The organism is Desulfomonilaceae bacterium (assembly GCA_041662605.1).
GTDB lineage: Bacteria > Desulfobacterota > Desulfomonilia > Desulfomonilales > Desulfomonilaceae > CAJBEZ01.
The window spans coordinates 30,583-56,342 of record JBAZSD010000001.1; the positions used below are offsets into that span (position 1 = coordinate 30,583).

17 protein-coding genes and 1 tRNA gene are annotated in these 25,760 nt (G+C 47.8%); 10 read left to right on the plus strand and 8 right to left on the minus strand.

Annotation, left to right across the window (positions count from 1 at the left end; all coding sequences use genetic code 11):
* Positions 1-55 precede the first annotated feature (55 nt).
* From WC647_00140 to WC647_00170, 7 genes are all read right to left on the minus strand, one after another.
* Positions 56-1,216, minus strand: coding sequence for a double-cubane-cluster-containing anaerobic reductase (locus tag WC647_00140; GenBank protein ID MFA6220699.1), 1,161 nt, complete (start codon positions 1,214-1,216; stop codon positions 56-58).
* Positions 1,217-1,381: 165 nt separating this feature from the next.
* Entirely contained in the window at positions 1,382-2,218 is an 837-nt protein-coding gene (locus WC647_00145) for a hydrogenase iron-sulfur subunit (GenBank protein ID MFA6220700.1), read from the minus strand.
* Positions 2,219-2,268: 50 nt separating this feature from the next.
* Positions 2,269-5,331 (minus strand): CoB--CoM heterodisulfide reductase iron-sulfur subunit A family protein, encoded by a 3,063-nt coding sequence (locus WC647_00150; protein ID MFA6220701.1) that lies wholly within the window; start codon positions 5,329-5,331, stop codon positions 2,269-2,271.
* A gap of 496 nt (positions 5,332-5,827) precedes the next feature.
* The gene (locus tag WC647_00155; protein ID MFA6220702.1) at positions 5,828-6,475 is read right to left on the minus strand and encodes a 4Fe-4S dicluster domain-containing protein; all 648 of its coding nucleotides are present in this window, start codon (positions 6,473-6,475) and stop codon (positions 5,828-5,830) included.
* A 12-nt stretch (positions 6,476-6,487) separates the two neighbouring features.
* Positions 6,488-9,547, minus strand: a complete 3,060-nt coding sequence (fdnG, locus tag WC647_00160; protein MFA6220703.1) for a formate dehydrogenase-N subunit alpha — start codon at positions 9,545-9,547, stop codon at positions 6,488-6,490.
* A 250-nt stretch (positions 9,548-9,797) separates the two neighbouring features.
* Positions 9,798-11,765, minus strand: coding sequence for a selenocysteine-specific translation elongation factor (gene selB, locus WC647_00165; protein ID MFA6220704.1), 1,968 nt, complete (start codon positions 11,763-11,765; stop codon positions 9,798-9,800).
* 131 nt (positions 11,766-11,896) lie between these two features.
* Positions 11,897-11,988: transfer RNA gene (locus WC647_00170), tRNA-Cys, on the minus strand.
* 500 nt (positions 11,989-12,488) lie between these two features.
* Between WC647_00170 and WC647_00175 the strand changes: the two genes are divergently transcribed.
* Together WC647_00175 and WC647_00180 are read left to right on the plus strand one after the other, a co-directional pair.
* Positions 12,489-13,766: a double-cubane-cluster-containing anaerobic reductase gene (locus WC647_00175; protein MFA6220705.1), complete on the plus strand. Its 1,278-nt coding sequence runs from the start codon at positions 12,489-12,491 to the stop codon at positions 13,764-13,766.
* 107 nt (positions 13,767-13,873) lie between these two features.
* Positions 13,874-14,644 carry an acyl-CoA dehydratase activase gene (locus WC647_00180; protein MFA6220706.1) on the plus strand — a complete coding sequence of 257 codons (771 nt, stop codon included), beginning with the start codon at positions 13,874-13,876 and terminating at the stop codon, positions 14,642-14,644.
* Between the two features lie 40 nt (positions 14,645-14,684).
* Here the strand turns inward: WC647_00180 and WC647_00185 are convergent, their stop codons facing one another.
* Positions 14,685-15,611 carry a selenium metabolism-associated LysR family transcriptional regulator gene (locus tag WC647_00185; protein MFA6220707.1) on the minus strand — a complete coding sequence of 309 codons (927 nt, stop codon included), beginning with the start codon at positions 15,609-15,611 and terminating at the stop codon, positions 14,685-14,687.
* 310 nt (positions 15,612-15,921) lie between these two features.
* Here WC647_00185 and WC647_00190 point away from each other — a divergent pair, with 310 nt between their 5' ends.
* The 8 genes from WC647_00190 (at position 15,922) to kdpA (ending at position 25,747) form a co-directional block, all read left to right on the plus strand.
* Positions 15,922-16,764: a phosphate ABC transporter substrate-binding protein gene (locus WC647_00190; protein ID MFA6220708.1), complete on the plus strand. Its 843-nt coding sequence runs from the start codon at positions 15,922-15,924 to the stop codon at positions 16,762-16,764.
* Positions 16,742-17,641, plus strand: a complete 900-nt coding sequence (locus WC647_00195) for an ABC transporter permease subunit (protein ID MFA6220709.1) — start codon at positions 16,742-16,744, stop codon at positions 17,639-17,641. The genes WC647_00190 and WC647_00195 overlap by 23 nt, the downstream gene beginning before the upstream one ends.
* On the plus strand, positions 17,638-18,513 hold the full coding sequence (gene pstA / locus WC647_00200) for a phosphate ABC transporter permease PstA (GenBank protein ID MFA6220710.1): 876 nt from the start codon (positions 17,638-17,640) through the stop codon (positions 18,511-18,513). The genes WC647_00195 and pstA overlap by 4 nt, the downstream gene beginning before the upstream one ends.
* A complete protein-coding gene (locus WC647_00205) occupies positions 18,510-19,283 on the plus strand; it encodes a phosphate ABC transporter ATP-binding protein (protein ID MFA6220711.1) in 774 nt (257 codons plus the stop codon). The genes pstA and WC647_00205 overlap by 4 nt, the downstream gene beginning before the upstream one ends.
* 116 nt (positions 19,284-19,399) lie before the next feature.
* On the plus strand, positions 19,400-20,203 hold the full coding sequence (locus WC647_00210) for a TIM barrel protein (GenBank protein MFA6220712.1): 804 nt from the start codon (positions 19,400-19,402) through the stop codon (positions 20,201-20,203).
* Positions 20,204-20,385: 182 nt separating this feature from the next.
* Complete coding sequence (locus WC647_00215) at positions 20,386-21,726, plus strand: sigma-54 dependent transcriptional regulator (GenBank protein MFA6220713.1); 1,341 nt, start codon at positions 20,386-20,388, stop codon at positions 21,724-21,726.
* Between the two features lie 192 nt (positions 21,727-21,918).
* On the plus strand, positions 21,919-23,757 hold the full coding sequence (locus WC647_00220) for an ATP-binding protein (protein MFA6220714.1): 1,839 nt from the start codon (positions 21,919-21,921) through the stop codon (positions 23,755-23,757).
* Between the two features lie 187 nt (positions 23,758-23,944).
* Positions 23,945-25,747, plus strand: a complete 1,803-nt coding sequence (gene kdpA / locus WC647_00225) for a potassium-transporting ATPase subunit KdpA (GenBank protein ID MFA6220715.1) — start codon at positions 23,945-23,947, stop codon at positions 25,745-25,747.
* Positions 25,748-25,760 lie beyond the last annotated feature (13 nt).

The window sequence follows — 25,760 nt, forward strand, 5'->3', positions numbered from 1 at the left end:
GCTCTGACGTGGCCTGAGATTTTCAAAGCAGAATGCATTCTTGCCTCCTCGTTTTCTATTGTTTGTAGAGCTTGTCGCTCACCATTTCTAAAAAAGCCTCGATTCTGATACGAAGCTGCGGCAGATCCGACTCAGAATAATCCGTTTCCATGTGAATGAACGGCAGACCGAATTCTTCTGTGATAAACTCGCGCACAGAATAAGTCTCAACATTGTAAGTATGACAGCAGAACCAGGTGAGATCGACCACCCCCTCAACCTTGAACTGTTCCACAATCCTCTTCAACAAAGCCAAGCGGCCTGTATTAGGAGTCATGCAGGAACAAGGCGTAAGTAGGTAGCGCCTGGCGACGGAGGCGTAAGGATCATCCGCTTCTTCCACGAGAAGATCGAAGCTCTTTAAGCCGGTACAGTTTTCCTGACAAACAACGATTCCCCCACACTCCTCAATCATTCGGAGAACCTTCTCAGATCCCCTACCAACCGGACATCCTGTGAGTAAAATTCTGGGAGCGTCGTCCTTGCAAACGGACTCGCCATTGTCTATTCGCTTTTTTAATTCTCGCTTCAGTTCCTTAAGGAGATTTGTATAGTCGTCCTGTTTGACCACGAAGCTTTTTGACTCCATGACGACCATCATGTCCATGCCGGAAAGGGGCACAGTTTTATGGGCGCACAACCCCGTGATTTCTTTTAGGAGTCTTCTCTCATCGTTCTGAAGCCGAATCTGTTCTCTCAGTTCGACTGCTTCAATGGTGTTACCAGTCTGATTCTCCAGGAAGCTCTTTAGCGCCAGGACCTGGTTGCGCCAGTAATCCAGGTGTTCATCAGTGCACGAATACGGTAGATTCATAAGGTGTAAGGGCTTTAGACGTTCCAGAAGCTCAAACATTTTTTTCTTACCGTCGCAGGTTGTCTCCCCAATCAAGAAGTCCGAGGCCTCGAAATAGGGACAGGTGTCAGTTAGGCCGTACCCGTAACTGGACTTGATCAGAGGGCACAAACGAGTAGGAAGAACCTTCTCCGCAGCGGGTATGGGGCCTTGCTTTTTTCCGCACAAACCTACAGGAATAGCTCCGGCCGCTCTCACCAATTCCGTCGGGGCGAACGTGCAATACAAACCCACTACTTTGGTTCCACGCTCCTTCAAGCACTCGACATCCAACAAGAAAGTTTCCGCCAAACGATCAAAGCGGGTCATTATTTCAGGTCTCATAAGAACCTCTTGGAACAGTTGTCTGCCGGGACCGAGCGTATGTTGGCAAACTCCTGTGGAGTCAAAGTTTACGAATAGTTGCCCCTGAGTTCAGGGCTGCATCTAAAATGATCATTGCTTGCTTTGCCCTGACTTCTTTTCCGTCGACTTTTAACAGAATTTCGTTCAGTTCTCTTTTCTCTTTCTGGCTATAGCTCTCGATTCTTCAGGAATTGGAGCGGGCACAGGCTCGCCGGAGATTTTTCTCACCGCGCCGAATCGAGTGGGGCAAGCTTCGAAACAAGACCCGCACTTTATGCATTTCTCCTGATCAATTACATGGATCAGATTTTTGCCTCCTACAATCGCGTCTTTTGGGCATTTCTTAAGGCAAATCGAACAGGCCTGGCATTTAGTCGGATCGATATAGTACGAAACCACTTCACGAAACAACTTTTCTATGTCGTCATGCGTGAAAAGTCGGTCGTATTCTTCCGGGGTTTTGAAACGTGACGCCAGCTTGTCCTGGCACACCATCTTAATGTAGGGGACTAACTTTGTAATTTCTGCAATTTTCGACTGTAATTCATTTTGGTCAATTCCTTCACTCTTGCCAAGGGGCCCTAACATTTCAATCGTTTTGCCAAAGTCATTCATGACCTCGGCAAAACGGATTCCTTCACCGGCAGATACCCATTCAAGCCTCAATCTGTCGGGATTGACTCCTATATGTTCCAGCAACTTCTTACATAGATGCATTACGTTCAATGCGTCGTAATTCCCTTCAGTATTGTAATGGCAGTCGTTAAGATGACAACCGCCGATAAACACCCCGTCTGTTCCATTTGAGAACGCTCTAAGTATAAAGGACAGATCGACCCGACCAGAGCACATCAGCCTTATAACTCTTAAATAAGGGGGGTATTGGAATCGCGATACTCCACAAAGATCAGCGCCCCCGTAGCAGCACCAATTACATAAGAAACCCACAATCCTTGGTTTGAACTCAAGCCCTGCGCTCATTTATTGTCACTCCTAAGTCAGTCTTCACTGCTTTGTTTATTTGTGGACTTTTATAGGTCCGGAACCTCCGCGTCAATCTGGCGAAAGATCTGTTCATCGGTGTAGTGCTTTAGGGCAATAGCCCCTGTTGGACACTTGGCATTACAGAGACCATCCCCTTTACAGAGCACAGGAATAACTCTAGCCTTTTTGCCTTGTCGTGTGTCATGAAACTCAATGGCGCCATAGGTACAAGCTTTGATACAGGCTCCACACGACATGCAAGCATCTTCTTTTACCTCGCAAACGGAACCCGAGGCCGTGACGGAGTCCTTTGACAGAAGAACTGCGGCCCGGCCTGCAGCGCCATATGCCTGATTAATCGCTTCAGATATATGCTTGGGATAATGCGCTGTCCCACACAGGAAAACGCCTTCCGCAGCAAAGTCAACGGGTCTTAATTTCACATGGGCTTCCTGAAAGAAGCCCTCCGGGCTCAGACCTACCTTAAATAGCCGAGATAGTTCCGGAATGTCCCCTGCTGGAATGACGGCGGTTGACAAAGCAAGGTAATCGGCATCCAGTACAAGCTTCTTCCCTAAAACAAAATCCGTCACGGCAACCTTTAGAACTGACCGGCCCTCGTCCGACTCGCCGGCTTCCACCTGAGGTTTATCCTGCGGCTCATAGCGGATGAACTTTATATCCTTGTTTGACGCCTCCCGGTAATAGTCCTCATTGAACCCATAGGTCCTCATATCCCGAAAGAGTATGTAAATGTCCATCTGGGGATTTATCTCTTTCAATTTCAGGGCGTTTTTAACCGCATGGCTGCAACATACTCTGGCGCAGTAGTTTCTTTCCTCATTTCTGCAGCCTACACACTGGATCATTACCAGACTTTGGGAACTGATCACCCCTTCCTCTTTGTTGACGATCTGCCGCTCCAATTCCAACTGGGTCAAGACTCTTTCATCTTCCCCGTAAAGGTATTCCCTGGGTTTATATTCGTCGGCGCCCGTAGCCAGCACGGCGGCTCCGTGTTTAATCCGCCTGATCTCCCCTTCAGATTTCACGGTGGTAAGAAAATTCCCCACATAGCCGGAAACGTCTGTGATAGTCGCATCCGCAATCACGTGGACCATCGGGTGCTGATAGACTTTTCGGGTGAGGTCCTCCAAATACTCTTGAACATTCAGCCCTTCAATTGTGTAGTGAATTCTTCGCGCCATTCCACCAAGATCTGAATCTTTCTCCACCAGGTAAACCTCAAATCCCTGATTGACCAGACTCAGGGCGCTGGTCATACCCGCTATACCCCCTCCGACAACCAAAACAGCCTTGTTAACTGGTAGGTCAAACTCCTGCAATGGCTCTAAATAGGAGGTTCGGGCAACCGACATTCGGATTAAATCTTTCGCCTTCTGTGTGGCGTCTTCCTTTTGTTTGGAGTGGACCCAGGAGCAATGCTCCCGGATATTCGCCATATCATAGAAATACTGATTGATTCCGCCTTCCCGAAGTGTGTCCCGGAAGACCGGCTCATGGGTCCTGGGGGTACAGGCGGCCACAACGACCCGATTGAGCCCCTTTTCTTTGATCGTGTCTGTTATTTCCTTGGCGGAATTGCTAGCGCATGAAAAGAGCTGTTCCTGAGCATGGACAACATTGGGTAAGGTCAAGGCGTATTCAACTGTGGAAGGCACATCGACCACTCTTCCTATGTTTGCCCCACAATGACACACAAAAACCCCCACCCTTGGATCCTCGTTGGAGACATCTCTTTCCGGAGGATAGACTCTTTCCTTGGACAGTTTACCTCGCCGGTAGGAGAGAAGTTCAGAACACTGTGAACCGGCCCCGCTGGCTGTGAAAACAGACTCTGGGATATCCATGGGTCCCTGGAAGGCTCCGGCTACAAAAATCCCAGGCCGAGAGGTTTCCATCGGGTTGACAGGGTTGGTTGAACAAAATCCGTGAGAATTAAGCGCAACGCCAAATTTATCCGCCAGAGCCTTGCTATCTGCAGGAGGTTGTAATCCGACAGACAATACCACCATATCAAATTCTTCTTCTTTAACGCCACGATCGGTAGTAGCGTACTTTACAGTTACATTCTTGGTTTCCGGATCCTCTCTTCCAATCGAGACATAGCTTCTAATAAAACGAACTCCGGAAGAACTCTCCGCTCTCTGATAAAATCGTTCAAAACCCTTACTGTAAGACCTGATATCGTTGTGGAATATCGTGCACTCGGCTTCAGTGTCATGATCCTTTGTCAAAATTACCTGTTTTTGGGTATATGTGCAGCATACGGCGGAACAGTAGCTATTATTTCCCGGGGTAACACGCCTGGAACCGACACAGTGAATCCAGGCTATTTTATGTGGATGCTTCTTGTCGGAAGCTCGTAAGATCTCGCCTTCGTACGGGCCGGTAGCGCACAACAGACGTTCATAGTCAAGGCTGGTAACCACGTTCTCATACTTCCCGTAGCCATAATCGCCTGTTACCTTAGGGTCAAAAACCTCGTAACCAGGCGCCAAAATGATCGCCCCTACCGTCACTTCCATCTTCTCAGGCGTTTGATGAAGGTTGATGGCGTGATTCTTACAAACGCCCTCGCAAATGGCGCATTTCTTCCCGTCAAGGAAAAGGCAGTTTTTGTCTATATAAGGGACGAGCGGCACGGCTTGCGCGAAGTATATGTGGATGGCGTTATTCTTGGATATGTCTTGATTAAACGGGTCAGAAACTGAGACCGGACAGTACTCCACACAGGTCGTACAACCCGTACATTTGTCTTCGATGATATATCTGGGTTTTTTAGTCAGAGTTATCCTGAAGTTTCCCGCTTGACCTTCTACACTATCAACTTCGGTCATAGTCAGGATCTCGATATTCGGATGTCTCTTACATTCAAGAAACTTAGGAGATTCAATACACATGGAGCAGTCATTGGTGGGAAAGGTCTTATCGAGCTGAGCCATCTTGCCACCGATGGTCGGCGATTTTTCTACCAGATAGACCTTGTAACCTCCGGTGGCAAGATCAAGAGCGGCTTGAATGCCGCTGATTCCTCCACCAACAACCATCGCGTCTCCAAAATTACTGTCTCGAGAACTCTTGCGCATCTGTTCTCTAACTTCTTCTTGCACTTTCCATAACCTCATCAGGATAATTCGGTTCTCTGAACCGGAATTATGGTTTGTCCGGCCGTTCCATCGGGCTCGTAGTCCGGGCGGCTCCCGGCGCGATTGCCCCTTTATTGCCTCATCCAGGCCTACGAGCCAGACTGAAAGGAATCTGAACGGTGAAGTTCGTAAACAAGGGGCGGAAAAGAAACAGTCTTTCGGCCTAGCCCAAGCTTACCAAACACGGGTAGCCTGAATTAGGCTATTTCATGTCTACCTGTAGGACTATTAAGAAAGAGGGTTCGCCGGCCCCGACCCTACGCCCACCAAACACGGGTAGCATCTGGTGAGCGTCCTCAGGTAAAGCCGGCGCGAGCGTACAGAGGAATGTTTCCATTGGGGATACAATGTGTTTGAGGCAATCGATTGGAGGTTGTTCTGAGGTCCATCTGTTTATCCGCGATTGACCAGTTCCGTTCCGGAAAAGAAGTCCAGTCTACCTGCCTTCGGAGAACCGATAATACTTCTTGGGGTCGTCCTTGACTACAAAGATCACTCTCACATCGTCAGCGTTGAGAGCAGCAGCTTTCGGATAACTTTTTTTGAGTTCATCTGCGCGCTTTTTTGCCATTGCCACTATCTTGTCCCGTTCTCCGAAAACCATGGCCTCTGTTGGGCAGGATTTCACGCAAGCGGGGATTTCGTTGTTGGTGATCCTGTCAAAACACATGGTGCATTTGAAAAGCTGCTTTGTTTTAGGGTCTTGCCTGGGGATGTTGAAAGGGCATCCCTCAAGAGTAGCTTTGAAATCAAGATCCTTTGTTTTTGGCGTGAATAAAACGGCTCCAGTTTTCTCGTCCTGCTTGATTTCGCCGTTTTCCGAAGCTGCCATACATCCAGGCGCCAGACACTGTCTGCATTGATCCGAGAAGAACAGCCAATATGGTTTCCCTTCGTGATTCGATCCATCTGAAAATCTGACCAACTTCCAGGTGTCCGCAGAAAGGTCTTGAGGATTCTGGTAGCTGCCCCAGTTTTTCGTGGCTGTAGCGGGCAACTGATTCCATTGTTTGCATGCGATCTGGCAGCCCCTGCAAGCTGTGCACTTGGATGTGTCCACCATAATAGAATATCCATTAGACATTTCTTACACTCCTTATGCCTTTGTAACGTTTACCATGAAGGCCTTGTATTCAGGACACATGGTGTTGGCGTCTCCCACGCAAAGGGTGAGATGATTCGTGGTAGGGTCCTTATCCGATTTGGGTGTGAGCCATCCAAAACAGAAAGGCATTCCGACCTGATGCACCCCACGACCCGCCACCTGGAACGGACGATATCTGGGTGTCACCATAGCCACGCATTCGACTTCTCCTCTGATCGAGGAAACCCTTGCCCTTTCGCCGTTTTTGATTCCAATTTCCTTGGCAAGCTGTTCGCTAATTTCCACGAAGAGTTCAGGCTGGGCTTCGAGGAGCCAAGGTTGCCATCGGGTGAAAGCCCCAGTACACCAGTGTTCGGTGACTGTGTACGTGCTGCAAACTATGGGGAACCTGGCATCCCCTGAGGCGATTTTGTCCAAATCGCTCTTGAAAATCTTTATGGCTGGATTGTTCATCTGTCCTGACATAAGATTGCTTGATAAGGGGCTTTCCAGCGGCTCATAATGCTCTGGGAACGGACCATCAACCATGCCGGGACCAAAAAGGGACGCGTGCCCATCCGGTTTCATGATGAAGGGTAGCTTACCTTTTTCCTTATCGCTCATGGGAGGCCACGGGCCATCGGGAACGTCACCGACCCATTTGCCGCCTTCCCATTTCAAAAGGGCCTTCTTGGGATTCCACGGTTGACCATTGACATCGCAGGATGCTCGGTTGTACAGCACCTTGCGGTTTACAGGCCAGGCCCAGGCCCAATTGGGAAAGAGGCCAAGGCCGGTCGGGTCCTCTTTCCCCCTGCGAGTCATCATGTTGCCTGCATTCGTGTAACTAGCAGTGTAGAGCCAGATGCCGGACGACGTACTGCCATCTGCCTGTAGAAATGCGAAAGAGGGGACGAGGTCTCCTTTCTTGAACTGTACGTCTTTTCCCGTCGGATCTTTGAGAGTCTTATCCACCAGAAAATATCCATTGATCTCTTTTGCCATCTTGTGTGGGTCAAATGCGCCATTGGAGTCCGTATAGTCCCACTTCAAATTGAGAATCGGTTCGGGAAATTTGCCGCCTTCCTGAGCATAGAGCGCCTTGATCTTCGCCATGAGCCGGTTAACCATTTCTCCGTCAGGAATTGCGTCTCCCGGCGGATTCGTGGCCTTGTAACGCCACTGAACCAAGCGTCCGCTGTTGGTAAGACTACCGTCTCTTTCTACGGAACAAGCGGCAGGCAGCAGAAACACCTCAGTCTTTATCTTTTTTGGATCAATCCCTGGGCCGTGCCAAAACGAAGCGGTTTCGTTGTTGAATATGTTGGCGTGGACTAGCCAATCCAGATTGCTTAGTCCTTTTACAGTCTTCTTTGTATTCGGGCTGCTTCCTGCCGGGTTCTGGCTCCAGAGAAACAAGCCTTTTATCTTCCCGGAGTACATCTCATCGAACAGGTCCAGCCATGAATAGGTCTTGCCGTCGTCAGCCTTCGGCAGCCATGAATAGCCGAAATCGTTTTCCTTAACAGCCTTATCGCCGAAGAATGACTTGAGCAGGCTCACTGTGTACTTGGGGTAGTTCTGCCACCAGTTGGCGGACTGGGATTCTACAGTTCCCGGCGTGTATTCCTTTAGGTAGTTTTCAAGAGTTCGCTGAGATGATCTCGGCACTTTCAAGTATCCGGGAAGTAAATGGAACAACAGGCACCCATCCGACGAGCCCTGGACGTTGGGTTGGCCACGCAGAGCATTGATACCACCGCCAGCGATACCAATGTTACCGAGCAAAAGTTGAACGATCGCGCTAGCTCGAATATTTTCAGACCCGACCGTGTGTTGAGTCCATCCCAAAGCATAAAGCACCGTCCCCGCCTTGTCCCGCACACCGGTCGCTGAATACATCTCGTAAACCTTCAGCAATTCTCCAATAGGGGTCCCGGTAATCTCGGAAACTTTTTCCGGGGTGTAACGTGAATAGTGCTTTTTTAGGAGTTGGAACACGCAATGAGGATTTTGAAGCGTTGTGTCTCTTTCCAGGGCGCCTTTCTTGTCACGCTTAAAAGACCACTTGGACGAGTCATATTTCCGGGTCTTCGGGTCGTACCCTGAAAATAGACCTTCCTGGAAATCGAACTTGTCTCCAACAATGTAGGATGCGTTGGTATATTCTACGACATAGTCTTTGAAATACTTTTTCTTCTCAATAATGAAACTGATCATGCCGCCGAGAAAGGCGATGTCCGTGCCCGAACGGAGCGCCGTGTATAAGTCGGCAATCGCTGAGGTTCTCGTGAAACGAGGGTCAACGGAAATCACCTTCGCTCCGTTGTCTTTGGCCTTCATGATCCATCTCATGCTTATGGGGTGACATTCGGCTGCATTGCTGCCCATGATGAGAAAGCAGTCGCTGTTTCTCATGTCAACATAGTGATTCGTCATCGCTCCACGGCCGAATGACTCTCCCAAAGCCGCCACACTCGGGCTGTGACATATTCTGGCTTGATGATCGAGGTAAACGATCCCCAAAGCTCTTGCCATAGCGTTCAGAGACCAGATTTCTTCATTGTCGATGTTGGAGCTGCCGAGATGGGCTATGGCCTCCACACGATTGACCACCTGCCCTTTATCGTTTTTCTCAATGAAGTTGGCGTCCCGCGTGGCTTTGGCCTTTTTGGCGATCTCTGTTATCGCCCAGTCCCACGATTTTTCTTCCCATTTGTCACTGAAAGGCGCTCGGTACAGAACTTTGGTCAATCTGTTAGGGTTGGAGGCCGTAGTTTGGAAAAGCGCTGCGCCCTTTGCGCAAAGAGAACCTTCATTGATAGGGTGTTCGGGATCGCCCTCGATGTTGATAATCGTTCCCTTGTTCTTGTCAGTAGCGACCAGTAAGCCGCAGCCTACTGAGCAATGCGGACAAACGGACGTCGTGATTTTCGCTGTTTTCATCCTGTCGATCTTAAGTTCTGCGGCGTAAGCCCGAACCGGTCCCAAATCCAAACCTAGAGATGACAGGACTACACCGGCGCCGATGACGCCGGAGGTAACAAGAAACTCCCTCCGATTAAAGTTCATAGTTACGTCCTCCTTTTAAGCAGAAAAGATGAGTTAATGTTTGGCCAAAACACCAGCCCTGAGGAACCCTTCAGCCCCACAGCCCAAATACTGACAGCGGTATGGCGACACCCGTGTCAGTCACGGCATTCCAGTTATGTCTCATATGACATAACATAGCGTAATGTTGTTACATTTCTTTCATGTCTTCCTCCTCTAATTCTGTCAGAGCATTGTGGATGTGTAAGAAAGTCTGACTGAATCAGACATATCAACAAGCATTTGGAACCCGCCCCCTCATGCCGTATCGTTCAGGCATCATATCGTCCCCCGACATCAAGACCCGTGAATCTGCCACGCGTCGGGTCAGCCCGATAGTGTCAAGGTAATCAAGCACAGGTACAGCCCGCAATCTCCCGTACCCAAGTATTTCCGCGGCGTCCTTTATGGTGAGACTACCCTTCTGTTGGATCAGTGTTCGGACTTTTTCGCCTATCTCCTGGAGGGCTTCGCAAGTTAAGTAACGCCCGTCGTTTAGTCGAACGATTTTTTTCTGCGCATGCATGTAATCTAGCGCTTTCTGGACATCTCTCCATTGAATGCCTTCGCCGTGCAGCTTGTGAAATGTTCCCGCAGAGAAAGACGAATAGCCCTGACTAGCGGCAAATTCCTTCAATTTTTCTATCAGTTGTCTCTTATTTGGAGATAATTTACCCACGAGGGTAGGAATTTGATACCCCCCATCGCATCTGAGGAGTTTGCCTTGTGTGCATAGCTCGCGGAGCATTCTCTCAAAAAGAAATTCATCGAGCGCCGGGTCCAGGCGATAACGAATTTCATTTGCCTTGACCAGCATTTTGTAAGAGTCTTGGGCCAAGATTTCTTTTGTCACGTCCATCAGTCGGGCTATTAAGGTCTCGTAGTCATTCCTGGGAAAGTAACCCCGGCCTTCCAACACGATCAATTTTCGGGTTTTTACCTTTGACTTGACCTCCGCCTCAATTTTCTCGATAGGAAGACCACTGGAAGCAATTTCTTCAGCGCTAACCGGACGGTTTGCATATTTCAAGAGGAAGAGTTCGGTGACCTTACTGACGTCTTTTTCTCCAAGAGCCCTCAGATAGGAAACATTCTTTTCCTTCTTTACTGCTCTAAACTTTTCTCTGGTTGTTTCCAGAATATTCCCGCCGCCCATAATGCCGACGGAGTTAAGTCCGGAAATCACATAAGAATCGCCAGGGAGGACCGGCAAGGGTTCTTGGATCCTCAACTGAACCAGTCCCGACTCACCCGGCCTGAGGCGGTCCTGCTCCATCATCACCACCAAAGCCTTTACACATTGTGTCCCTATGTAGAGATTGACCCGTTGCTGGTTGACAAGCGGCGCCCGGACCCTTTGCAAAATCGACAGTTTCGCATTGAACATACTGGCCGGCACATAAGCGCCCGGGGCGATAAGCGCCATACCTGCGTTGACTTCCTGAACCGATATTCCCTGGATATTAACCCCAACCCTTTGGCCAGCGACTGCCCGACTCACTCTTTCGTGATGAACTTCCAGAAACCTGACTTTTGCGTCCATCCCGGATGGTAGTATTTGAACGGCGTCATTATCCGTGATCTGACCTGAAAATACTGTTCCGCTAACTACCGTGCCAAAACCACTAAAACTACGAACTTGATCAATCCACAGGCGAAATGGGCTGTATTGCCTCTTACCGGCTATCCTCTCTGATTCGGATTCAGCGGCGTGAACAATTTGATCAACCCCTCTTCCGTCCATGGCGGAGAAATGAACAATTGGTTTACCATTCAAGAAGGAGTTCTGGACTGCTTCGCGAATTTCCGATTCCGCGATTGATATAGTTTCTTGATCCACAAGATCGGTCTTGCTCAAGACAATGAAACCGCCTTTAGCGTCAAAGAAATTCAAAACCGCCAAATGATCCCTGGTCTGAGGCATTACCCCGTCATCAGCCGCAACAATCAGTATCGCCATGTCGACACTGCTCAAACCTCGAATGGTGTTCTTAAGAAAATCGCTGTGACCGGGCACATCCACCAGAGCAATCCTTTTGCCTGATGGAAGCCGCCACGGCGCAACGCTTGGCTCAATTGAAAGACCCCGTCTTTTTTCCTCTCCAAGACGATCAGTGTCTATGCCTGTAAGAACTTTAACCAAACTGGTCTTCCCGTGGTCCACGTGTCCCGCCACTCCTACGGTGATGAACTTGTCCATGTCTCTCCGTTTTTTTTGTAACCTAACTCTTCATCAATGACGCTCAGTCAAAAACCAGCGGCTCATGGAGCAAGCATTGTGACTGCGGCGGCGCCAAGCTTCATATTTACCCGAGCAAGCATATTTGAGTGTGGAGAGGGCAAGGGGAATCGAACCTCCTCCCGATTTATTAGACCGAGCCAACGGGTTTGCAGCCCGCGGGGTACCCAGTACCATTGCCCCCTTAGTTAATGATCGCAGCCTTTGAGCTGGACTGACAAGAATCTTGCAGGGAAAGTCTCAAAAATGGGATGGTATAACAAGAGTCTTTCGGCCTAGCCCAAGGCGTACCAAACACGGGTAGCCTGGATTAGGCTGCCTCATGTATAGCCGAAAAACTGGTACATGAATGTACTCCTCATGCGGGATGCGCCAATAGCGATAAAAAACAATTACCAAGAAATAATATATCTGTCAAATCAATATTTCCGATGGTTGACTCCAACAACACTTCTAGTTCTTGGTGTTTAATTTCCATATCAGGAACTGAGATATTCGGCTATTTGTGTCACTTCGCTGAAAAATATATTGACATTCTTTTGCTCTGTAACACGGTTAAACAATGCAAAATTGCTTGATTTGCTCTTGACAGATCTATTTCATGAGTAATAGTACATTAGGATTGATCGTATCGGTATTACCAATCTATAATGACAAATTCCCAAAAAGATGTAGGAGAGTCGAATGACCGAAAGTTATGAACAGATGTGGAAAGACCTCGGGCTTGACCTCGTCGCTCACGACATGTTGCTTCAAGTCCTCGGTAAAGGATACCAGGACATATTCTTGGCTCAAAAATCCCGACCTCAAGGCATGGATTATTTCAACTTTGTGCTGAGTGAAGTTCACGGTCTCAGGATCAAGGAATTAGTGGACGCTAAAAAAGAAGGCAAAAAGGTTATCGGCTCATTTTGTGTGTTTGTTCCAGAAGAAATTGTTCGGGCGACAGACGCAACTTTGGTTGGATTATGCACTGGAGCGGATTTTGCTACCGAAGAGGTAGAAAAACTGCTCCCTAGGAATACTTGCTCCCTGATCAAATCCGCGTTCGGCTTCAAGTTGGGCAAGGTTTGCCCTTACATCGAATCGGCCGACATGATCGTTGGCGAAAACACCTGTGACGGAAAGAAAAAGTCTTACGAGGCGTTTGGGCGCCTTGTTCCCAATCTTTATGTCATGGACCTCCCTCAAATGAAAAGTCCGGAAGGCAAATCTCTGCTAAAAGCCGAATATTACAAATTCAAGGATCGTGTTGAACAACTTACTGGAATAACGCTTGATGTGGCCAGGCTCAAGAAAGGCATAGAGATTGTAAACAACAAACGTCGAGCCATATACAGACTTTCCCAATTGAGAAAGGCTGACCCCGCTCCGATTTCCGGACTTGACGCTTTGCTTATCAATCAGGTGTTTTTTTACGATGATCCGATTCGATTTACACAGTCGGTAAACAAAATATGTGACGAGCTTGAAGAGAGAATAAAAACAGGTTCAGGAGCAATCCCCAAAGGTTCCCCCAGAATCCTGCTCTCGGGTTGCCCAATGGCTGTTCCAAATTGGAAGCTTCCTTGGATTATAGAAACAAGTGGAGCTGTAATTGTTGGAGAAGAGTCTTGTGTGGGAGAAAGAGGGACCCGAAATCTTACTGATGATACGGGATCAACTCTGGATCAGTTGATGGACGCTATTGTTGATCGATATTTTCAGGTAGATTGCGCAATATTTACCCCGAATCCTGACAGGCTCCAACATGTAAAGGATATGACAGCGGCGTACAACGCCAATGGTGTCATTCACTACGGATTGCAGTTCTGTCAGCCTTATCAGATGGAGGCCATGCCGGTGGAGGGGGCTTTGGAAGACGCTGGAATTCCAACCCTCCGAATAGATACGGATTATAGCATGGAAGATGTCGAGCAACTTAAAACCCGTGTGGAAGCTTTCATAGAACGAATTAAATAACACTGTTTTCGTGTGCTCTCGCTTGGAGGGATCCGGATGACGAATCAGGGTCCCTCACTTTGACTTTCAAGGCGATTTCAGCAACGAGCCTAGCTTAGGAGTCGGCATTGGTTACCACAGGCATCGACATAGGGTCCAGGACAATTAAAATTGTTAGTATCGATTCCGTCGATCGAAGGATAGCTGTGTCTAGAAGAGTGGAAACCACATTTAACCCTTTGGACCAGGCCAGGAAGCTACTTAACGGAATAGAGACGGGCCGGCTTATCGCGACAGGTTACGGCCGAAAACTCGCCCAAGAAAATTTTGGAGGCGAGTCAATAACTGAAATTCAGGCTCACGCATTGGGGGCGAGGCATGTGTTTTCCGAATGCCACGCGATTCTGGATATAGGAGGTCAGGACACTAAGGCAATTTCATTGGATTCCAGAGGCAAAGTTCAGAAATTCGAAATGAATGACCGTTGCGCAGCGGGAACCGGCAAGTTTTTGGAGTTCATGGCCACGAGTTTCCAGGTTCCGATCGAACAATTTGGCGTTTTTGCGCTGGCAGGAGTTGAGGGTCTTAAAATCAACAGTATGTGTACGGTTTTCGCCGAGGCTGAAGCGACATCTCTTATGGCTAGAGGCGGTCGTCCTGAGGATATTGCTTTTGCTCTGCACCTTTCAGTGGTGAAACGTTCGATATCCATGTTAAGGAGAATTTCTACCGCCGGCCCCATCGTATTTTCAGGTGGAGTAGCTCGAAATCCTTGCATAGTTGAGCTTGTTAGGCGGGAAATGATTGGCGGAGTATTGATCCCCGATGAGCCTGATATGATAGGCGCCTTAGGGGCAGCTCTCTACGGAATAAAGAACCTGGAAATTCCACAACACTGACCCCATGGAGATTAAATTTCATACGGAATTTTTATTTTGCTCAGATTTCGGAAGACGATCGCTGCCCTACCTTACGCAGCCCTCCATCGACATGGCTCAGGAATGCCGAACAAAGCGGAGACGCTTGCCGATTTCGTCTCTGTATTAAATAAAGCGACCTTTGAAACTTAAGTCCTCTAATTCCTATTGCGACTAAAGCGCCTTGACGTAACTCATCGCTCACGGCGCGAGACGACAGTATGGACACTCCCATACCATCTTTTACGCTCTGCTTAACAGCCTCAGTGCTTCCCATCTCCGCAATCACATTAAAGCGTCGAACACTCAGGCCATGTTCCTCCATAATCTGTTTAGTGGCCATGCGAGTCCCTGAACCGGTTTCCCGAATAACGAACGGTTCATGAAAGAGTTCGTCCGCCTCTATGACTCTTTTTTCTTCGGCCCAGAAATGCTTCGAAGATACAGTTAAAACGAGTTCGTCAGAAACAATTTCCTGGAAAGTAAGTTTTGGGTGGTGCCAACGTGCACCAACAAGACCGACATCAACCCTTCCGTCGGCTACAGCGTCCGCAGTTCCAGACGTGTCTGAAATTTGCAAAGCAATCTGGCTTGCCGGGTGGGCGGCCTTGAATGTTCCTATGATTCGAGGGAGGACATACGTTCCCGGTATCGAACTGGCGGCCAAGTTCAATTGACCGGCCATTTTTCCGCGAAACTGGTCTACCGCCTGGAACGCCTCATCTCTGGTCTGAATCATGTTTTTCGCATACTGGTAAAACACACGCCCCACGGGAGTTGGCAAAACATCTCCTTTAAAGCGATCCAGAAGTTTATCTCCCAGAGTTGTCTCGAGGGCGCGGATATGCTCACTCACTGTAGGTTGAGCCAGAGACAAAGCTTCTCCCGCCCGTGTGAAGCTTTTCAGTTCAACTATCTTACAAAAAACTTCCATCCGTTTCAGATCCATGGTTTTGCGCTCCACGAAAATACTACTTAATTAGTAGTTGTTAGACAAGATCAATTCAGTCGGCGCTCTTTATTTAATGACGATTTACTGTTTCCGCTTGACGCCGAATCTCATTTTCGGCCTGTTTTTTCTTGACACATCAGGCGCCCCGAATATAGGACCATATAATGTTAGTTATAGATCATTTTAATGTTTATCAAGTCAACGACATAAATTAACATTGACTGTTGATGTCCGTGGTTACCAATACCGTCGAGATATCAAGCGTTCGCATCGAGAATTTTACCGGTTTATGTCGAGAGGAGGCATCATGTTTTCAACCTTTGTACAAAGATTCTTAATCATTGCGCTTGTTGGGTTGGTTATCACGTCATTTGCCGGAGCCGCAAACGCGGGGGATCTGGATAAATTCGCCAACATGCAGGGAACCTTGGACTTAGCGGGCGGGACAGCGCATGTGCCTGTGATGAAAGAGGCCGCACAAAACATAATGGCGTTCAACCCGAAAATAAGGATTACGATCGCTGGGGGTGGTTCAGGGGTAGGCGTTCAAAAAGTCGGAGAGGGTATGGTAAGTATTGGTAACACTGGCAGACCTCTTACAGAAAAAGAGATCGAAAAATATGGTCTCAAAAGTTTTCCATTCGCAATTGATGGAGTCGCAGTCATTGTAAACCCCAAAAACCCCATCAGTGATCTCAAATCAGAACAGGTAAGAAATATCTTTTCAGGACGTATAAAAAGCTGGAAAGATCTTGGAGGAAAGGAACAAGAAATCCATTTATTTACGCGGGACGAAGCGAGCGGAACCAGAGAAGTATTTTGGGAAATCTTACTCAAGAAAGGGCCGATTGCGAACACCGCCAACGTCGTCCCATCCAACGGAGCCATGAAAATCGCTGTATCTAAGGATGAGAACGCGATTGGCTACATGAGCATAGGGCATGTGGACCGAACGGTAAAAGCCATCAGCCTCGATGGAGCGGCGCCGACTCAGGATAACGCTATAAATGGATCCTATGCTGTAGTTCGTAAACTATATATGAATACTAAAGGAGCCCCAAGCCCACTCGCTCAGGCTTTTATAGATTACATCCTGTCCCCGATGGGAGCCGGCGTTATTGAGAAGTATGGCTACATTCCGTCAAAATAGTTTTTTTCAGGGTACCAGCGAAACAGTAATTAAAACAGGTCTTTTTTTTGCGACCCTGGTTGCGGCGTTTGTAGTAATCGTCATTTTTGGCTTCATTTGCTATTTCGCCTTACCAATTTTTCATGAAGAACAAATTTCCACCGTGTTGTCTTGGAGTTGGAAGCCTGTCCAGGGACAGTTTGGAATTATCCCCATGGCGATTGGCTCGATTTGTCTTGGCGCCACATCCATGTGTCTGGCGTTCCCGGTGGGGTTGGGGGTTTGCTGTTGCGCGTCCGGATTGGCCCCAAAATGGTTTTCAAGTTTGATTCTTCTAGTCGTCCGCTTGATGACGAGTGTCCCTACGGTCGTGTATGGTTTTGTCTCCGTTTTTCTTCTTGTCCCAATGGTGAGGGGCGCCTTTCATCACGGAACCGGATTTTCATGGCTGGCAGCTTCCATTACTCTAAGCGCCCTTGTTCTCCCCACAGTTGTCCTACTCATACACACTCAATTCGAGCAAATTGATCCCGGAATCCGACTCACTGCGGCAGCGCTTGGCTTCAAGCGAGTTAGTCAAATCGTTTGGGTTCTAATCCCTGCGAGCTATCAGGCGTTATTTGCCGCTGGAATTCTTGGTTTTGGCCGAGCTGTCGGCGACACGATTATTTCTTTGATGCTCGCGGGCAACGCCCCTCAGATTCCCGATTCTTTACTGGACTCGATTCGCACGCTCACCGCGCATATAGCTCTGGTGGTTTCTACCGAAGCGGGAAGTTCCTCTTACAATTCCCTGTTCGCCTCCGGCATTATACTTTTTGGGATGTCTGCCGCAGTAAATGGGACCTTGCGTTTCATCCGGCTGGGGGCTCGCGTCTCCCGAGACTTTAATAAATGACAAAATTCATAGAAACAGCCGCGACATTTCTGTCTTACGCCTGCGCAATTTTGACTGTCACAACTTTCGTTATCTTCGTTGGATTTCTGGTAAGCCACGGATTAACAACCATAAATCTCTCCCTGTTTTTTGGAGATGTCTCTCCATACGACGCATTGTTCGGCAACGCTCCAGTTTGGGATGGGATATGGCCGGCAGTGGTCGGAACTGCGCTTCTGGTTTTTTTCTCCTGTATCCTCGCTGTACCTTTAGGCATTTCGGCAGGGATCTTTCTTGCTGAGTACACCGTTTCCAGGCCGATAAGATCTATTATCGATTTTGCAATAGACCTGTTGGCAGGAATGCCCTCTATAATTATGGGGCTCTTCGGCTTTGCCATGGTTCTGTTTTTACGAAAAACTTTTTTGCCCGAAGCCAACACTTGTTTGTTATTGTCGTCCGTCTGCATAGCTTTTCTTGTTCTCCCTTATCTCATAAGAACAACACAGACCGCTCTTGTAGCATTACCCGCCGCTGTTCGCCTCACAGGGATAGGACTTGGCTTCACGAAGTGGCAAAATATTTTGCATGTTCTTATACCTCTCTCTTCCCGCGGAATAATGAGTGGGGTCATCCTCTCAATCGGTCGAGCGGCTGAGGATACAGCCGTCATCTTGTTGACCGGAGTAGTTGCGAATTCTGGACTGCCCGGCGCTATAACAGATAAATTCGAAGCCCTGCCCTTTACGATCTACTATTTGGCGGCTGAATATCGCACACCTGAAGAGTTAAATCGTGGTTTCGGGGCAGCGCTGGTTTTGTTGATTCTGACGGGAACACTCTTTCAAGCCGCAAACTGGTTACATAACAGAATATCCGGAGAATCGCGTTGACCCTGGCCAAAGAAACGTTGGACTCAGTTATTGTTCACGATCTATTTGTCAGTTTTTACAAACGTATCGTCATCAGAGGATTGTCCATTAAAATACCTTCCGGCAAATTGTCGGTCATCGTCGGACGGTCAGGAGCCGGCAAGAGCACATTTCTCAGATCGTTGAATCGTCTAAATGAAGAAATGCCCGGTTCCAGGACCCAGGGTACGATCAGGATCAATTTTAAAGATGGTCCGATCGATGTTTACGGAGATAGATTTCCTCTGGAGCGCTTGAGACGCCGAGTAGGCATGGTTTTTCAAACCCCGCATCCACTACCCACTACTATTGAGAAAAACCTGTCTCTGCCTCTCAAATTGGTCTTGAATTTGAAATCTGCAGAAATTTCACACCGCATAGAAAACTCGTTAACCCTGGCACATCTGTGGGAGGAGGTAAAGGATCGTCTCAAGGAACCGGCGTCCAGTTTGTCGGGTGGTCAGCAACAGAGGCTTTGTCTTGCGAGAGCGCTTGCGCTTGAACCAGAGATCCTTCTTCTGGACGAACCGACCGCATCTCTTGATTTCAAAGCGTCGGAAAAAATAGAGGAGCTTTTGAAGGAACTCCAGAGAAATTATACTATTGTCGCCGTCTCACATAGTCTTAGCCAGGCTCAGAGAATCGCTGATCAAATTTTTGTTATGAAGGAAGGAACCATCGTAGCTACATCTGGTTCCTCTGAATTTGAACGGAAGAAACTTGTTGATGATTTGCTGGAAGAAATTTTTTGAGACTTTCATGACAAATAGCCATTTTCTATTTTCTCTATCGTTTAAATTGATATATTATTGAAGTGAACCATGATGGGTTCGGTGGCTTAACTCGCTTATAGACAGGATCTAGGCTCATGAATTCTCCGAAACTTGCCTGTTGTAACTTCATACAAAATACAAACAAACTCCGAGAATACGCTTTGGACTACGGGTTCTCAGGGATAGACTGGACATTTACACCTGATGATCTCCCCTCTTCAGATGAGGAAGAAAAAGAGCTTGTCCGCAAACACAAGGTATTGAATCCAATAGAAATCCGCTATCATCTGTACTTTTTGGGAAAAGAGATCGGCAGAAAGAATCAGGAACACGCTGATCATGATAGGACTTTTTTCTACAGGGCCTGTCGACTTATTTCCAGGCTTGGCGGGCGCCATGTAACACTTCATATCGGACTGGATCGTCAAGCCTTATCCGGTGAAATATCATGGCAAACTACTGTGACGAGCTTATCAAACCTGACGGATTTCGCGAGAGGAATCGGTTTGCGTGTCTGCCTTGAAAACCTGGCTTGGGGCTGGACCAGCAGGCCGGATCTTTTTGAAAAACTTCTTAGAAAAGCAGAGTGTTGGGGGACTTTGGACATTGGTCACGCCCGAGCCAGTCAAACAGTTATCAGCGGCGCTTATGACCTTGAAGACTTTGCATACGCTCACCCTGGGCGAATTTTAAACGCGCACGTCTATCACGAAGAAACCAGCAACCAACACACACCGCCAACAGAACTGTCAGACATCGAATGGCGTCTCAGAATCCTGACATCTTTGCCATTATGCGACTGGTGGGTCCTGGAGCTTAGAGAGCATCGTCCTCTGGTCAAGACACTACGGGTAGTCAGAGAGTTTCTAATGGATAGGCAGGATCTTTTGGCCGGATGATCTGGTTTCTTTGTCTTTTCGCACCTCCTTTTGCCTTTATTTTTCTTACTTAACTTCCAGAAAACATTTCCGGTTCAATTATTTCAAGGGGTCCCTTTATAAGCGTTGACCAGGATATATCTTTAGTTAATGATTGGGGGAAAGCTACAAAAGTCACTTTTGACAAGCTGGGCGAATGCGTTATGCCAAATTCATTGAATATTCTTGTCGTTGATGACGAAGCCAATATTCGCCGAACACTTACAGTTTGCCTTGAATCCGACGGACACAGAGTCGTGGCTGTAAGTAATGTTAGGGACGCCATCTCAGAGACTTCCGAAAGGTCTTTTGACATAGCGTTTGTGGACTTGCGGCTAGGTCCGGACGACGGACTGGACTTGATTCAGCCCCTTATTGCATCCTCGCCCTGGTTAAAGGTGATTATCATTACCGCCTACTCGTCTATCGAAACAGCTATCGAGGCTACCCGGAGAGGCGCGTCCGACTACATTCAAAAACCTTTTACACCGTCACAAGTCAGACTTGCTGTTGAGAAAGTTGGCTCCATAAGATCTCTGGAGCAAAGGCTTTCAAGCTTGCAGGAAGAAATTGGCAGCTCTGGTCCTGAGATAGATTTCTCAAGCGCCAACCCCACTATGCAGAGAGCCATTAGTCTGGCTAAAAAAGTAGCTCCCACAGAGGCTTCGGTGCTCATTCGGGGAGAGAGCGGAACAGGTAAGACCATGCTTGCCCGCCAGATTCACGGTTGGAGCGATAGAGCGTCAAAGCCTTTTGGATTAATTTCCTGTCCAACCCTTTCCTCGGAACTGATGGAAAGTGAATTGTTCGGCCACGTTAAAGGAGCTTTCACAGGAGCTGTCAGAGATAATCCAGGCCGGATAGCGTCTTGTGAAGACGGGACTCTTTTTCTCGACGAAATTAGTGAACTTCCTCTCCCCGTTCAACCAAAACTCTTACGCTTTCTGCAGGATCGGGAATATGAGCACATGGGGTCGCACAAAACCAGAAAGGCAAACGTACGAATAATATCAGCCACCAACGTAGACTTAGAGCAGGCTGTAGAAGAAGTGAAGTTTAGGGAGGATCTTTTTTATCGCCTAAATGTAATTCAGATAGAGATTCCGCCATTAAGGGATAGGCCCCAGGACGTAGTCGCTCTCGCAGAGAAATCACTAAACTTTTTCAGCCGCAAATACCATCGCCCCTTGAACGGATTTAGCGGCAAAGCCATTACTTACCTTCAAGAATATTCGTGGCCGGGAAACGTAAGGGAATTGAGAAATGTTGTGGAGCGCGCCGCAATACTTTGCCCCAACGACAAAGTTGGCTCAGAATATTTACCGAACAAGATGGTGTCGTGTGACACCACCATGAAAATAGGCGATCCAGTAAGTTTGAGCAGGATCGAGGAAGAACATATCCGACGGGTGCTGGCTGGTAGCAGATCATTTCAGGAAGCAGCGGACATACTTGGTATTGATCAGGCCACACTTTGGCGACGTCGGAAACAATATGGAATCTAGAATAAAAAAACCAAGACTTCGCCAAAACCAATCAAGTTCCTGCGCATTGCAAAACGCAAGGTTGTTTAAGGCATCCATTGCAAATCTCCACTCACCACGACAAGCCGTTAAGTTAACATCTTAGAATTAGAGCACAATTGATATTGACTCTTTGGCGCCATCCTTGCCTATCATGATTAACGGAGGAATTGCATGCTTGGAATTAGGCAAAAGCTGTCTCTTGGGTTCGGTGGATTGCTGGCCGTAATTGTGATTATCGGTCTCGAAAGCGTCACCTTGTTCTCTGAACTTGGTGGTTCAATAGACGTTATTTTGAAAGAAAATTATAGGAGCGTAATTGCGAGCCAGGATATGAAAGAAGCCCTGGAACGTATGGATAGTGGGATCTTGTTCACTCTTCTTGGCTATACACAGGAAGGATCCGATCTCATAGATAAAAACAGAGATTCCTTCCAAAAGGCCCTCGACGTTGAACTCCAAAACATTACCATTCCGGGAGAAGACGAAAAGGCGGCGCATATTCAAAAACTATTTAACAAATATAACGAGGTGATGACATCGATAAGGCAGCGTGGAGGATCACAGGAGGAGGCCAAGAAAACTTACTTTGATCAACTCTTTCCTTTGTTTCGGCAAATAAAGATGGCCGCTGATGAGATATTGGAGATGAACCAGCAGAATATGATCCACGCCAATGATTACGCTCGTCGAAAAGCCCTGTCCGCTCGACGAAGCATGACGGTTTTGCTCCTGGTAGGAGCTTCCTTGGCGATTGCGTTCATGCTTCTAATTGGCAGGTGGATTCTTAGGCCAATAGCAAAATTAACGTCATCAGCTTTGGAAATAAAGGCGGGGAATTTGGACCTGGTAGTTCCATCACGTTCCAAAGACGAGATTGGGGCCCTAGCTGACGCGTTTAATGATATGGCGACGAGCCTTAGAGAGTTCAGACGCAGTGACCGGGCGCAAGTGATCCAAATGAGACGTTCTATGGAACAAGCTTTTAGGGCGTTACCGGAGGCTGTCGCCATTGTGAACGCGGACGGATTGATTGAGATCTCCAGTGAGTCCGCCTTGCGAGCATTTGATATCCGACCAAATGAAACGATAAATAAACTGGCTTGGGAAGGAATTGTTGATCTCTACAACGAGGCTATTCTAACAGCCTGTGTGGCTGAGCCTCCAAGCGACCAGTCCCTGATCCAGAGATTTATCAAGGGAAAGGAACATTATTTTCGCCCAAAGGCGGTTCCGGTTCTGGATAGCTACGGGAAGCCCACGGGTGTGATTATTATCATTTCAGACATCACTCTGGAGAGAGAGCAAAACGAGATGAAAAAAGGAGTCGTATCAACGGTCTCTCACCAGCTTAAAACACCGCTGACATCAATTCGGATGTCGCTCCATTTGCTACTCGAAGAAAAAGTTGGGACGCTAACGGAAAAACAGGCTGAACTCCTGGTCGCAGCCAGGGAAGAAAGTGACCGTCTTAATTCAATTATTGAGAAACTGCTAAACATAAGCCGTATAGAATCTGGGAAAACAAGCATGGAAATTAAGAGCGTTCGACCTCAGGAATTGGTTTTTGAATCTGTCGAACCTTTTCGGAGCGTGGCTACAGACCGAGGACTTACGCTGGAAGTACATGCGCCGGATGACTTGCCGGATGTTCTGGCAGATCCTGTGATGGTTTCCCAGGTGTTTGCGAACTTGCTCTCTAACGCGGTTAAATATACTGATCCCGGAGGATTGGTCCGTATAGAAGTTACCAGTTCCGAAGATGCTGTTCAGTTTTCAGTATCTGACACAGGAAGAGGTATCCCTGGCCAATATCTAAAAAGGATTCTGGAGCATTTTTTTCGAGTTCCAGGACAAACTATTCAATCGGGACTGGGCTTGGGACTCTCAATCGTTCAGGAAATCGTAGAGGCGCATGGCGGTACAGTGACCGTTGAAAGCCGTGAGTCTGAAGGAAGTATTTTCGTCTTTTCGCTGAAACGCTCGGATACCGCTCTTGAGAAGGAGGTCTAGTATGATTGATTTGATTTTCATATCGAGTCTCGTAGTCTTTTTTGGGCTGTGCGTCTTATATTGCGTTGCGTGGGAAAGGATTTGAACGATGTTTAACATTGTTGTGGGTTTAATTGGCGTGATTCTTCTTGTGTATCTTTTCATAACGGTTCTCAGGCCTGAAAAGTTCTGACGAGGTAAAAGAATAATGGATTATTTTGGGTGGATACAATTAGCGCTGTTTGTTGGTCTTCTGCTCGTTTTGACCAAGCCCATGGGGGTCTACTTGACTAAAGTCTTGGATGTCGAAGGCAAGACTTTTTTGGATCCTGTCATGCGGCCCGTGGAGCGGTTGCTTTATTCTTTGTTGGGTATTGATCCTAAAAAGGAACAGGATTGGAAACAGTATACATTTTCATTGATAGCGTTCAGTCTCGTTGGAGTATTATTTACTTACTCAGTTCTACGATTGCAGCATCTGTTGCCGTTGAATCCTCAAGGATTAGGCCCTGTTACCGACCAGCTTGCTTTCAATACGGCCATAAGTTTCACCACAAACACTAACTGGCAAAGCTATGCCGGTGAATCAACCATGTCATATCTTTCACAAATGGTAGGGTTGACATTCCATAATTTCGCATCCGCAGCTACTGGAATAGCGATCGCCGCTGCCCTCGTAAGAGGCATTGCGAGGAATTCCTCGAGAACTATCGGAATCTTCTGGACGGACTTGATTCGTGGGACCCTCTACCTGCTTTTGCCGATTTGCCTTATTTACTCCGTATTTCTGGTATCTCAAGGGATGATCCAAAACTTTAAGCCGTACGAAACGGCGCAAGTTATTGAACCTTACACCTCTCAGGTTCCCAAAAAAGATGCCGACGGACAAGAAATCAAGGATACCCAGGGCAACCTGGTAATGGAGCAAAGGAAAGTTGACGTTCAGACCATCGTTCAAGGCCCTATGGCTTCCCAAGTGGCCATAAAAATGTTGGGAACAAATGGTGGTGGTTTTACCAACGCCAATGCGGCTCACCCTTATGAGAACCCAACACCTCTTTCCAATTTTCTTCAAATGCTGTCTATTTTTTTAATACCTAGCGGATTGACGTACTATCTCGGACGGGTTGTTAAGAACCAGAGACACGGCTGGGCCGTATGGAGCGCTATGGCTGCAATTTTCCTGATCGGATTCCTCGTCTGTTGGTGGGCCGAGAGCACCGTCAATCCCCGGTTCCAGGCGGTGGGCGTTGACGCTTCGTCAGGAAACATGGAAGGCAAAGAGACACGTTTCGGAATTTTTAATTCAGCCCTTTTCGCCACTGTAACTACTGACGCTTCGTGTGGAGCTGTCAATGCGATGCATGATTCCTTTACTCCCTTGGGCGGATTGGTTCCTTTACTCAATATGCAGTTGGGAGAGGTAATCTTCGGCGGTGTTGGCGCCGGACTGTATGGCATGATCGTCTTTGTTGTGCTTGCTGTGTTTCTTGCCGGTCTGATGATCGGGAAAACTCCGGAATACCTCGGCAAAAGAATTGAAGCCTACGATGTGAAAACAAGCGTCATGTTTATAATGGTCCCTGTCTTGAGCATTCTTGGTTTCACTGCTTGGGCGGCTACAAGTTCATGGGGCCTTGCGGGTTTGAACAATTCAGGACCACACGGCTTCAGCGAGATCCTGTATGCGTACTCGTCCACTACAGGAAATAATGGCAGCGCTTTTGCGGGACTGAACGCCAACACCTATTGGTATAACATTACCCTGGGAATAGCGATGCTTCTTGGAAGATTTTTTATGATCATTCCCGTCCTCGCTCTAGCGGGAAATCTTGCGAAAAAGAAATTGGTTCCTCCTAGTGAAGGCAGTTTCCCTGTGTCCGGTCCTATCTTCACGATACTGCTGACAGGCACAGTTTTGATAGTTGGCGCATTGACGTTTTTCCCAGCGCTATCACTTGGCCCAATTGTCGAACACTATCTAATGGCTCATTCGAATATTTTATTTTAAGAGGATAAACCAG